Raw genomic sequence first — 11716 nt, forward strand, 5'->3', positions numbered from 1 at the left:
CGCTTTGGCAACAGGCGCGCGCAACTATCGGGCGAACCCTCTATGCTGCTTTACAGCATGATGGCTTTTTGGTGAAACCTCCGATCAAGCCAAAAGGCCGACGGTCGGATTCCACATTCTTTTAGGGTTTGTCCCCTGAAGCGCGTGTGAACGATCCGGAACAAAGCAAGGCGTTTCCAGGTGGAGGGATAACCGGCGTTTGCGCCGAGCCGCCTGGAATGCTTCAAAGGAAGGACTGACATACGTGACCCAAATTCTCTGGCACAAGCGCGCCGCCCTTAAGGGCTCGGTCGCTTCGGCTGCTGTCGGCATCGCGATGCTCGCTGGCCCGGCAGCTTTTGCACAGTCCACTGCGGCGGCCGAAACGGCCGACACCGAAACCATCGTGGTGACGGGTTCGCTCATCAAGAACCCGAACCTCGATCGCGCCACCCCGGTGACCGTGACGTCGGCTGACGAAATCAACCTGAAGCAGGTGACGAACGCCGAGCAGGTTCTGCGCGACATCCCCGGCATCGTTCCGTCCATCGGTTCGGCCGTGAACAATGGCAACGGCGGTGCGTCGTTCGTCAACCTGCGCGGCCTGGGTTCCAACCGGAACATCGTTCTGCTCGACGGTCAGCGCCTGGTGCCGGCCGAACTGAATGGCCGTTTCGACCTTAACAACATCCCGCTGGCTCTCATCGAGCGCGTGGACGTGCTGACGGGTGGCGCTTCGACCACCTACGGTGCCGACGCCGTTTCGGGCGTGGTGAACTTCATCACCCGCCGCGACTTCACCGGCGTGGAGCTGAATGCCAACTACGGCCTGACGCAAAAGGGCGACGGCCAGACGCTGAACCTCGACCTCACCACGGGCGCCAGCTTCGACGATGGCCGCGGCAACGTGACCCTGAGCGTCGGCTATCAGGAATCCGATCAGGTTCTGCAGGCCGACCGCGACTTCTCGCGTTATTCCTATGACAGCTTCTTCGGGTCTGCCGGTGGTTCGGGCACGTCCAACCCGTCGCGTTGGTCCAACATCAACCCGACCGCCGGGAACCTGATCCAGAACCCGCTTGAAGGCGCTCAGATCTGCAACGTTCCGAGCGACCCGAACCTTCCGGTGATCCCGGGCGCGCCGAACTGCGTCAACCCGCAGGGTGGTCAGCGTCAAATCACTGCCGACGGCACGGCGTTCCGCCCGGGCACGGCCTATGATGCGTTCAACTTCAACCCGTACAACGTGTTCCAGACGCCGTTCAAGCGCTTCAACATCTATGCGGCCGGCCGCTATGAAGTGAACGAGAATCTGGAATTCTACACCCGTGCGATCTTCTCGAAGAACAAGGTGCAGACAATCATCGCCCCGTCGGGTGCGTTCGGTTTGTCCGTCGTCGTCCCGCTGAATAACCCGTTCCTGACGACCGCTCAGCGCAACGCTTTCTGTAACGTCGATATCAATTCTGGTGTTGGTTACACCCCGCGCTTTACGGCCGCCGAGTGTGCAGCGGCTGCCAATCCGAACCTGAAGCCGGGCGATGCAGACTATCGCAGCGTGAGTGCGGTGGTTTCGCGTCGGAACGTTGAAGGTGGTCCGCGGATTTCCACCTATGACACGACCTTCTTCGACTATCAGGCGGGTCTGCGTGGTGCGATCACCAGCACGATCGATTATGATGTGTCGGGCAGCTACGGCGAATCCGACAACGTTTCCACGGCCGATGGCTACTGGCTGAACTCGCGCGTTCGCCAGTCGATGCTTGCGAACGCCGCGGGCTGCTTCGACACGTCGAACGGCTGCGTTCCGCTGAACCTGTTCGGCGCGACCGGTTCCATCACCCCGGCGATGAATGACTTCCTGAACGAAGCGTCCACCACCAGCAACCGCTTCACCCTGGCGCAAGCCAAGGGTAGCATCTCGGGTGACTTCGGCGTCGGCAGCCCGCTCGCGTCCGACGCGCTCGCCTTTGCGGTCGGCGCTGAATGGCGCAGCTACTCGGCCACCCAAAAGTCCGACCTGCTGTCGCAATCGGGCGATCTGGGTGGTGCCGGTGGTGCGGCTCCGAACATTTCGGGCGGCTTCAACGTCTATGAACTGTTCGGTGAAGTCATTGCGCCGCTGGTGCAGGACAAGCCGTTCATGGAAGACCTCACCTTCGAAGGTGGTGTGCGCTATTCCAGCTACACGGTGGATGCGCCGACGAACCCGACGTTCGACACCTGGACCTGGAAGGTGGGCGGCAGCTGGTCTCCGGGCTTCGGCCTGAAGGTCCGCGGTAACTACGCCAAGGCCATGCGTGCCCCGAACATCGCCGAGCTGTTCTCGCCGGTGAACACGGGCCTGACGAACCTGTCCGACGATCCGTGCGCCAGCCTGAAGGACAATGGCGACTCGCTGGGCCGTCCGACCCCGACGGGTGAATTGCTGGCGATCTGCCTTGCGCAAGGTGCTCCCACCACTTCGATCGGTGCCATCTCGGTTCCGACTGCTGGTCAGGCCAACGCGACCTTTGCCGGCAACGCAGCTCTGAAGCCGGAAAAGTCGACCTCCTGGACGCTGGGCGCAGTGTTCGTGCCGCAGTTCGCGCCGGGCCTCAGCCTGACCGTGGATTACTATAATATCGTAGTGACCGACGCGATCACCTTCCCGACGCCGAACGACGCGATCGAAGCCTGCTTCGGCACGGGTTCGACCCCGGCAGCTGGTGCTCACCTCACCGAGGCCTGCACCAGCATCCGCCGTTCGGACGCCACCGGTTCGCTCTCGGGTGACTCGGCTGAGGTTGGGGGCCTGTTCCTGCCCTATTCGAACCTCGGCCGTCTTGAGACGGACGGTGTCGACTTCACGCTGAACTATGGCACCGATTTCGGTGCCGTGGGCTGGAAGATCGCGCTGACCGGCAACTGGACGGGCAAGTCCGTCTTCCAGGCAACGCCGACATCGTCGTCTATCGATTGCGTGGGCAAGTTCGGCACGAGCTGCGGTTCGATCCAGCCGGATTGGTCCTGGTCGGTGCGGAACACCTTCACGATCAGCGACTTCGACATCTCGTTCCTGTGGCGTCACCTGTCGAGCGTGACCTACGAAGGTGCAGGCGACGTGAACACGGAAGCCTATTCTGGCACGCTGACCGGCGGCAACCTTGCTGGGCAGGAAGTGGACTTCAACCACATCCCGGCCTACAACATCTTCGACCTGTCGGCGCGGTTCCAGGCGAGCGAGACCTTCACGTTCACCTTCGCGATCTCCAACCTCTTCGACAAGCAGCCGAAGGTGGTCGGGAACTCGATCGGTTCCACCTCGTTCAACAGCGGCAACGTCTATCCGTCGACCTACGACGCTCTGGGCCGTCGCTTCAACGTGGGCGCCCGCATCCGCTTCTAAGCGGCTCGGACACCGAAGACACAGCGAGGGGCGGTCCGAAAGGACCGCCCCTTTCTGCATTCGGAGCTTTACGCGGCTGCGTAAGGTAACCGCTGTGGCCGGGGTAATGTGGAACCCACCGGGCGAAATGATCTTCGATCAATAGGATCCAACCGGATTCTGCAGCAGTTCAGGCGGGATTTCGATCAGGGATCGGCGGAGCGGCTTTTTTAACCAGCCGGACCTGCCGGGATCGCTGTGTCAGGGGCTTCTCCGGACGGAGCAAGCGTGACCGGTGGGCGCGGCAGGGCCTTCCGACGCCGACCTCTTGAGCGTTCAGCCGAGCAGGGGGGCGGGGAGTTCCAGCGCGATTGCATGTGTGCGGGCGAGTTCAGCGGCCCAGATGCCAACCTTTTGCACTTCGTCGGCATGGGTTTTCAGGCCGAGTTCGCGGTCTGCGCGGCGATCGTCTGCGGTGAAGCTGCCGCCCGTCTTGCTGTTGCGGGTAAAGGCGGGGCCGCCGACGATCTCGTCGATCTGCGCGGCAGACAGCGCCAGTGTGAAATGGGCGGCCAACGCGGCCAGCGCATCGGCCGGGCGGGCCATCAACTGTTCGCTGTCGAGCGTGCGGATGCGATCACCGAACTGGCCGGCCAGTGCGGCGAACTGGCGTTGTTGCCCCAGCCAGCAGAGCGCGGCGATCTGGATATCGGTGAGCTTCAGCAGCTCGTCGCCCTGCAAGCCGAACTCCAGCAGCCCTTCGCGCCGCAGTTTCACGAACAGGTCGCGCACCCACAGACGCCCCCACAATCCTTTGCGAGCTATGGAGCCAAGGAAATCCTCCAGCGGCGCGTGCAGCAGCAGCGCCCGCGTCTCCGGACGCATACCCAGCATTGCCGGCGCGAGCGGATTGACGAGGTTGGACGGCTTGATCACAACGGCTTCGCCCGGTTGCCACGGCCGCGCCAGCAGGTTCAGCCCCTGATCCAGCACCATGGCGACCCGCGCACCCTCGACAGGGCCGCGATGTCGCCAGCCGACGATGTCATTTAGCAGCACAGGTTCGCTGAGCCCCATGGCAACACCCTCGCGATCCAGCGCGCGCACCAGCAAGGTGGAGCAGCAGAAGGCGGAATGGAAGATATAGCGCAGCGGGGCGGGTGGTATGGCGGCAGCAAGTGCAGCGGCTCGGCCCAGTACGAACGGCGATTTCGCGGCGGGCAGATTTTCGTCTGTCAGGAAGGGGATGGCGCGATGTTGTTCGCGGGGAACGCGCACGAACTGGAAGCGATCGCCGACAGCATCATAGCGGTGGGCGAGCCATTCGGGATTTCGCGACGGATTGTCTGCTTCGGCCATACCGGGCTGATGGCATGGTGCGACGGATGAGCGCAATCGCCCTTCTTGTGCCGCCCATGGGCGGGGCCTAGGACAATCGTTCAATCTGGCCGCAGGATGATGTGGGATGGCGTCGAACGCGAGAAACCTGGACCAGCTGTTGCGCGGCGCGATGGCGGCGCGACAGGCGGGGGATCGAGCGCAGGAACTGGCGTTGCTGACGGAGGCCATGCGGTTGGACGGGGCGCATCCGGTGGTGTGCAACGCGCGCGGGCTGCGGGCGTTGGCCGACGGCGAGTTCGATCTGGCCGCGCAATTGTTCGAACATGCGCTCACGGCGGACCCGGGGCAGCAGCCGTTGCTGATGAATCTGGCCGCCGCCCGGCATGGGCAAGGCGATAAGACGGGCGAACTGGAGGCCCTGAAGGCAGCGATCGCGGTGGATCAGCGGCACCTGATGGCGCAAATCCGGCTGGCCGACTGGTATGAGAATGATGGCAATCTGCCCGCCGCTGCCGAGCATTGGCACAATGTGCTGGCGATGGCGCCCATGGCAGACGATCTGCCCGAACCGCTGATCGCGCGGATCGAGGCCGGGCGGCGCTTTGTTCAGGCGCAGAATGCCGATTTCGCGGAGAAGCTGGAGGCGGGGCTGGCGCAGGCGCGGGCCGGGGTGGATAAGACCAGCAGCAGGCGGTTCGGGGCCTGTGTGGATGCGATGCTGGGGCGGCGGCGCATCTTTGCGAACGAATGTTCAGGGCTGCACTATCCCTTTCTGCCTGCAGATGAATTTTTCGAGCGACGGCTGTTTCCATGGATGGCCGAACTGGAATCCCGCACCGATGTGATCCGCGCGGAGTTCCGCGCGCTGGCGGCCGGAATGTCCGACGCGATCCGGCCTTATGTGCGGCAGGAGGCGGGAACGCCTGCGAACAAGTGGAGCCCGCTGGACAATCGGCTGGACTGGGGGGCGTGTTTCCTGTGGGAGTATGGCGCGCCCAATCAGCCGGTTCTGGATGCCTGCCCGGAAACGGCGCGGGCGTTGGCGGCGTTGCCGCGCAATCATATTCCGGGCCGGGCACCAAGCGCCTTCTTCTCTCTGCTGAAGCCGCGAACGCGAATTCCGCCGCACACCGGAGTGACAAACACGCGCGCCATCATTCACCTGCCGCTGATCGTGCCGGGTGATTGCGGTTTCCGGGTGGGCGGCGAAACACGGCAGTGGCGCGAAGGAGAGGCCTTCGCGTTCGACGACACCATCGAACACGAAGCGTGGAACGACGGCGATGAGTTGCGCGTGGTGCTGATCTTCGACGTGTGGAACCCGCATCTGAGCGAGGAGGAGCAAAAGCTGCTGGTGCAGTTCTTCGCGGCTGCGGATGCGGGCGGGCACAATCCGGCTGGCATGTCGCGCGGAGGCTGATAGACACGGAGGCCCCCTTTTGGCGGGGCTTGTTGTGTGGAGATGTTGATGCGTGCGCTGATTATCCTGTCTCTGTTGCCCCTGCTGGCGTTGCCTGCGCTTCCGGCCGCCGCCCAGAAGGCGGATCAGGCTGTGGACAATGGCGATCTGGATCCACGGCATCCCGATTTCGTGCGCTGCCGGAAAATGCCGGTGCCCGGCTCAACATTCCAGAAGAAGCGCATCTGCAAATCCAACCGGGACTGGCAGCGGGACCTTGAAGAGGCGCGCGGCCAGACCGACGACATGGCGACACAGGCGCGCAACAGCCGCAAGGATTGTTATGGCAGCGGCATTTATTGTTGATCGCGCCGACGGGCTTTGGCTGCGGCTGAACGCAAATGGCATTGCGGCGAGTCGCTAAATCGGCGAGACTCTGTTAGCATGTGCAACATGTGGCCATGGACTCGGTGTGTTCGGCGCACCGTCCGTGTTGCCGATCCTGTTCTGGAGGTTTGAATGCGGACTGTTCTGACTGCCGCCGTGCTGTTGGCCGCCGGCGTTGCCTTTGCCCCCGTCGCGCCGCTGCACGCGGCGCCCTCGACGGAAACCGGCGCGGAAAAGCTGGATCCGAAGGATCCCAACTATGTTCGTTGCCGCAAGATTCAGGTGACGGGTTCGCTGGTGAAGAAAGAGCGTATTTGCCGGACCAACGCCGAATGGGCGCGCGCCAGCGAAGATGCGCAGAAGAACGCCGGTGATCTGATCGGGCGGAATCGCACCGGGACCAACGGGCAGTAAGCCCGGGTGAGGGTTGTAGGGGTGGGGATGTTGGCGGGTTTGACCCGGCGTTGACACCCCCCTCTCCATCTCTCCCCCTTGCAGGGGGAGAGCGCCTCGTAGCGCCGCAGGCAATCGAATCTCGTTACGTCCACGACGTGGGAGTTGCAGCGCTCCGCCAATTTTGAGGGTGCAGGGAAATCACTTCCCTGCCGGGTTCCAAGGGCAGAGCCCTTGGTTCTTTCTTTTTACTGGCAACGCAACAGGGCGCAGAGCCCAAGGCCCCGCGCCCCGCGTGGGGTTCAGGCGGCTGCCTGAACCCCGGCTTCGGTGGAGACAGCCAGTTGTAGCTGGCCGTCTCCGTCTGTCACGGTGACGGTTGCGCCATCCGGCACGTCGCCTGCCAGCAGCAGTTCGGCCAGCGGGTCGACCAGATGCTTCTGGATCGCCCGTTTCAGCGGCCGGGCACCATAGACCGGGTCATAGCCGACGCGGGCCAGCCAGCTTTGCGCGCCTTCGCTGAGGACGAGGGAAATCTTCCTGTCTTTCAGCAGCTTGCGCACATGGTTCAGCTGAATGTCCACGATCGCGCCCATATGTTGCAGGGCGAGGCGGTGGAACAGGATGATTTCATCCAGCCGGTTCAGGAACTCGGGGCGGAAATGCCCGCGCACCACGTCCATCACTTGCGCCTCCGCCTGTTTCACATCCGCGCCATCGGGCAGGGCGGCGATGAACTGGCTGCCGAGGTTCGAGGTGAGGATGATCAGCGTGTTGGAGAAATCGACGGTGCGGCCCTGACCATCCGTCAGGCGGCCGTCATCCAGCACTTGCAGCAGGATGTTGAAGACATCGCTGTGCGCTTTCTCCACCTCGTCGAACAGCACCACCTGATAGGGGCGGCGGCGGACGGCTTCGGTGAGGACACCGCCTTCGTCATAGCCGACATAGCCCGGAGGCGCGCCGATCAGGCGGGCGACCGAGTGTTTTTCCATGAATTCGGACATGTCGATGCGGACCATCGCATCGGATGAATCGAACAGGAAATCGGCCAGCGCCTTGGTGAGTTCCGTCTTACCGACGCCCGTCGGCCCCAGGAACAGGAAGCTGCCGAGCGGCCGGTTGGGATCCTGCAACCCGGCGCGGGCGCGGCGGACGGCCTTGGAAACCGCCTTCACCGCATCATCCTGCCCGATCACCCGCTTGCCGAGTTCGGCTTCCATGTTCAGCAGCTTCTCGCGCTCGCCCTCCATCATTCGCGTGACGGGGATGCCCGTCCAGCGGGAGACGACGGCGGCGATGTCCTCGCTCGTCACTTCCTCACGCACCATGGCGGATTCGGAGGCCTTTTCGGCGTCCGCCAGCTTCGCTTCCAGATCGGGGATCACGCCATAGGTCAGCTCTCCGGCGCGGGCGAAATTGCCCTGCCGCTGCGCCTGCTCCACTTCGAAACGGGCCTGATCCAGCGCCTCCTTGATCTTGGTGGCGTTGGAGAGCTTCTCCTTCTCGCCCTCCCAGCGGGCGGTGAGGTTGCCGGCTTCCAGTTCAAGGTCCGCCAGTTCGGCTTCCAGCGTGGCGAGGCGGCCGCGCGAGGCGTCGTCCTTCTCTTTCGTCAGCGCTTCACGCTCGATTTTCAGCTGGATGATGCGGCGATCCAGCGCCTCGATTTCCTCGGGCTTGGATTCCACCTCCATGCGCAGCCGCGAGGCGGCCTCGTCCATCAGGTCGATGGCCTTATCGGGCAGGAAGCGATCGGAAATATAGCGATTGGAGAGCGTCGCGGCGGAAACCAGCGCGCTGTCGGTGATGCGAACCCCATGATGGAGCTCATATTTTTCCTTCAGGCCGCGCAGGATGGAGATGGTATCTTCCACCGTCGGCTCGCCCACGAACACGGGCTGGAAGCGGCGCTCAAGTGCCGCGTCCTTCTCCACATGCTTGCGATATTCATCCAGCGTGGTCGCGCCGATCACATGCACTTCGCCCCGGCTGAGCGCGGGCTTCAGCAGGTTGGAGGCGTCCATCGAGCCTTCGGATTTGCCCGCGCCCACCAGCGTGTGCATCTCGTCGATGAACAGGATCACCTGCCCCTCGGCGGCCTTCACTTCGTCGATCACGGCCTTCAGCCGCTCTTCGAACTCGCCGCGATATTTCGCGCCCGCGATCAGCGCGCCCATGTCCAGCGCGAACAGTGTCTTGTCTTTCAGGCCATCCGGCACGTCGCCCTTGGCGATGCGCAGGGCGAGGCCTTCGGCGATGGCGGTTTTGCCGACGCCGGGTTCGCCGATCAGCACGGGGTTGTTCTTGGAGCGGCGCGCCAGCACCTGAATCGTGCGGCGGATTTCCTCGTCGCGGCCGATCACCGGGTCCAGCTTGCCGTCGCGCGCGACCTGCGTGAGATCGCGGCCATATTTCTTCAGCGCGTCATAGCTTTCCTCCGCCGACGCGGAGTGCGCAGCGCGGCCCTTGCGCAGCTGCTCGATGGCGGCGTTCAGGCCCTGCGCCGTCACGCCCGCCTCTTTCAGCGCCTTGCCCGCCTCTGTGTCGGGCGCGAGCGCCAGCGCCAGCAGCAGCCGTTCCACGGTGACGAAGCTGTCGCCCGCCTTGCTGGCGATCTGCTCGGCCTGATCCAGCAGGCGCGCGACATCCTGATCCCATTGCATCTGCGCCCCGCTGCCGGACACCTTCGGCAGCTTCGAAACCGCCGTGTCCACCGCGACGCGGGCGCGCTTCGCGTCTCCGCCAGCGGCCTGAATCAGCCCGGTCGCCATGCCCTGATCATCATCCAGCAGGGCCTTCAGCAAATGCCCCGTGGTCACGCGCTGATGCTGTTCGCGCAGCGCGATGGTCTGGGCCGCTTGCAGGAAACCCTTGGCCCGGTCGGTGAATTTCTCGATGTTCATGCCCGCTGGAAACTCCTTTTCCCGACCAATGTAGTGTTGTATTTTTGCCACACAACAGGTCTGCCACAAGAATCGACAGCTGGTTTCCCCCGCCGCGCGATGCTTGGCTGCCGCCCAGCATAAAAATGGGGAGTGAGGCGATGAAGGGCAACCGTCTGTGCGCGATGCTGGGCATCGATCGGCCGATCATTCAGGCACCGATGGGGTGGATCGCGCGGAGCCAGCTGGCCTCTGCCGTGTCCAACGCGGGCGGGCTGGGGATCATCGAGACCAGTTCCGGCGAGCTGGACGCCATCCGCGGCGAAATCGCCAAAATGCGGCAGCTGACGGACAAGCCCTTCGGCGTGAATGTGGCGCAGGCATTTGTGCGCGACCCGGATATCGTGAAATTCATCATCGGCGAAGGCGTGCGCTTCGTGACCACCTCCGCCGGGGACCCAAACCGCTTCTGCGGCGAGCTGAAGGCCGCCGGGCTGACGGTGTTCCATGTGGTGCCCAACCTCGCAGGCGCGCTGAAGGCGCTGGAGGCAGGCGTGGACGGGCTGGTGGTGGAAGGCGGCGAGGGCGGCGGCTTCAAGAACGGCCGCGATGTCTCATCCTTCGTGCTGCTGCCGCTGGTGCGCAGCATCACGGATAAGCCCATCGTCGCGGCAGGCGGAATGTTGTGCGGGCGGACAATGGCCGCCGCCTTCGCACTGGGTGCGGACGCGATCCAGCTGGGCACCCGCATGGTGAGCGCCGAGGAAAGCCCCGTGCACGCGAACTGGAAAAACGCCATCGTTGCCGCGCGCGAGACAGACACGGTGTTCCTGAACCGCCACGGCCGCGGCCCGGCGCTGCGTGCCCTGCGCACGGAAAAAACCACTCGGCTGGAGCTGGAACCCGGGGGCAATATCATGGCCGAATTCGGCCACGCGCTGGACCTCTATTTTGGCGGGGATATGGAGGCCTCCATCGCACTGTCCGGGCAAGTGGCCGGGCGGATCGACAGCGTGCGGCCGGTGAAGGCGATTCTGGACGAGATCATGGCGGAGTATGCGGAGGTGGTGGCCGGGTTGCCTCGGTAGGTTGGGGGTGTTTGCCTCCGGCGGCCAAGGGCTTCGCCCTTGGAACCCAGCAGGGAAATGATTTCCCTGCACCCCCAACATTGGCCTCGCGCTCCAACTCCAACGTCGTGGACGTGATCAGATTTGATTGCCTGCGGCGCTACGGAACTCTCTCCCCCTGTAAGGGGGAGAGTTGGAGAGGGGGTGTCAACGCTGGGCCTGATCCGCAACCGTCGAACAAGCGCGGCGGGAAGCGCCGCAGGCACTAATCTCTAACCTCGCGCCAAGCCGAGAACCCCCACCCCAACCCCTCCCCTGACAGGGGAGGGGCTAAAACGTCGGGGATGCGAGCGGCGTCACGCCCCTGCCGGGGTGAAGGGGCAGAGCCCCTTCGAAAACCTCTACGCCGTCCGCTTCCGATCCAGCCACGCGAACACCAGCCCGCCCACCAGCCCGCCCAGGCTCATCACCAGAAACCCGGCCGGGGTGCGGGCGCCTGCCAGTGGGGAGAAGCCGAACGACAGGCGCATGGCGGCGAGTGCGAGGGCGATCGCGGCCCAGCCTGCCAGCGGGTAGGCGAAGGGGGCGAGCCAGCCTGCGCGCGGGCGCAGCCATCCGGCGATCAGGAAGGCGATCAGCAGCGAGCCGAGCACCACCGGGCCGAGCGTGGGGATGAGGCCGACGAAATCGCGCAGCATCGCGCCGAGGCGGATGTGGATCGGCAGGTTCGTGCCCAGATCCGCCAGCGCGGCCTGCACGAACAGGCTGTGGCCAAGGCTGACGAGTGCGGTTGTGACCAGCGCGGAGATCAGAAAGGCGAGAAGCCGCCGCCACCATGTTTTCATGCGCCCAGCTTTCCGATCAGATCGTGCATATGCTTGTTCCCTCGCCCGGATTGCGG

The 11716-nt window shown here is 64.1% G+C and carries 8 protein-coding genes; 5 read left to right on the plus strand and 3 right to left on the minus strand.

What is annotated here, in order from left to right:
- The first annotated feature begins 316 nt into the window (after nucleotides 1–316).
- A complete protein-coding gene (locus FJQ54_RS16615) occupies nucleotides 317–3367 on the plus strand; it encodes a TonB-dependent receptor domain-containing protein (protein ID WP_140929679.1) in 3051 nt (1016 codons plus the stop codon).
- A gap of 315 nt (nucleotides 3368–3682) precedes the next feature.
- On the opposite strand, the gene FJQ54_RS16620 is transcribed toward FJQ54_RS16615, so the two are convergent.
- A complete protein-coding gene (locus FJQ54_RS16620) occupies nucleotides 3683–4705 on the minus strand; it encodes a hypothetical protein (protein WP_140929524.1) in 1023 nt (340 codons plus the stop codon).
- Between the two features lie 106 nt (nucleotides 4706–4811).
- On the opposite strand from FJQ54_RS16620, the gene FJQ54_RS16625 reads away from it, so the two are divergent.
- The 3 genes from FJQ54_RS16625 to FJQ54_RS16635 all read left to right on the plus strand — a co-directional run bounded on the left by FJQ54_RS16625 (nucleotide 4812) and on the right by FJQ54_RS16635 (nucleotide 6887).
- Nucleotides 4812–6107, plus strand: coding sequence for an aspartyl/asparaginyl beta-hydroxylase domain-containing protein (locus FJQ54_RS16625; RefSeq protein WP_181160200.1), 1296 nt, complete (start codon nucleotides 4812–4814; stop codon nucleotides 6105–6107).
- Between the two features lie 48 nt (nucleotides 6108–6155).
- Nucleotides 6156–6452: a hypothetical protein gene (locus tag FJQ54_RS16630; RefSeq protein WP_140929525.1), complete on the plus strand. Its 297-nt coding sequence runs from the start codon at nucleotides 6156–6158 to the stop codon at nucleotides 6450–6452.
- A 153-nt stretch (nucleotides 6453–6605) separates the two neighbouring features.
- Complete coding sequence (locus FJQ54_RS16635; protein WP_235890510.1) at nucleotides 6606–6887, plus strand: hypothetical protein; 282 nt, start codon at nucleotides 6606–6608, stop codon at nucleotides 6885–6887.
- 281 nt (nucleotides 6888–7168) lie between these two features.
- Here FJQ54_RS16635 and clpB read toward each other — a convergent pair whose 3' ends face one another.
- Nucleotides 7169–9769, minus strand: a complete 2601-nt coding sequence (gene clpB / locus FJQ54_RS16640; protein WP_140929526.1) for an ATP-dependent chaperone ClpB — start codon at nucleotides 9767–9769, stop codon at nucleotides 7169–7171.
- Between the two features lie 140 nt (nucleotides 9770–9909).
- Here clpB and FJQ54_RS16645 point away from each other — a divergent pair, with 140 nt between their 5' ends.
- Nucleotides 9910–10836: an NAD(P)H-dependent flavin oxidoreductase gene (locus tag FJQ54_RS16645; protein ID WP_140929527.1), complete on the plus strand. Its 927-nt coding sequence runs from the start codon at nucleotides 9910–9912 to the stop codon at nucleotides 10834–10836.
- 380 nt (nucleotides 10837–11216) lie between these two features.
- On the opposite strand, the gene FJQ54_RS16650 is transcribed toward FJQ54_RS16645, so the two are convergent.
- On the minus strand, nucleotides 11217–11660 hold the full coding sequence (locus FJQ54_RS16650; RefSeq protein ID WP_140929528.1) for a hypothetical protein: 444 nt from the start codon (nucleotides 11658–11660) through the stop codon (nucleotides 11217–11219).
- Between the last annotated feature and the right edge of the window lie 56 nt (nucleotides 11661–11716).

This window comes from Sandaracinobacter neustonicus (genome assembly GCF_006385875.1).
Taxonomy (GTDB): Bacteria; Pseudomonadota; Alphaproteobacteria; order Sphingomonadales; family Sphingomonadaceae; genus Sandaracinobacteroides; species Sandaracinobacteroides neustonicus.

What these genes read in the sequence shown, in the direction of transcription:
- FJQ54_RS16615 (WP_140929679.1), top strand. Translation starts at nt 317, where the DNA reads ATGCTCGCTGGCCCGGCAGCTTTTGCACAGTCCACTGCGGCGGCCGAA.
- FJQ54_RS16620 (WP_140929524.1), bottom strand. Translation starts at nt 4,705, where the DNA reads ATGGCCGAAGCAGACAATCCGTCGCGAAATCCCGAATGGCTCGCCCAC.
- FJQ54_RS16625 (WP_181160200.1), top strand. Translation starts at nt 4,812, where the DNA reads ATGGCGTCGAACGCGAGAAACCTGGACCAGCTGTTGCGCGGCGCGATG.
- FJQ54_RS16630 (WP_140929525.1), top strand. Translation starts at nt 6,156, where the DNA reads ATGCGTGCGCTGATTATCCTGTCTCTGTTGCCCCTGCTGGCGTTGCCT.
- FJQ54_RS16635 (WP_235890510.1), top strand. Translation starts at nt 6,606, where the DNA reads ATGCGGACTGTTCTGACTGCCGCCGTGCTGTTGGCCGCCGGCGTTGCC.
- clpB (WP_140929526.1), bottom strand. Translation starts at nt 9,769, where the DNA reads ATGAACATCGAGAAATTCACCGACCGGGCCAAGGGTTTCCTGCAAGCG.
- FJQ54_RS16645 (WP_140929527.1), top strand. Translation starts at nt 9,910, where the DNA reads ATGAAGGGCAACCGTCTGTGCGCGATGCTGGGCATCGATCGGCCGATC.
- FJQ54_RS16650 (WP_140929528.1), bottom strand. Translation starts at nt 11,660, where the DNA reads ATGAAAACATGGTGGCGGCGGCTTCTCGCCTTTCTGATCTCCGCGCTG.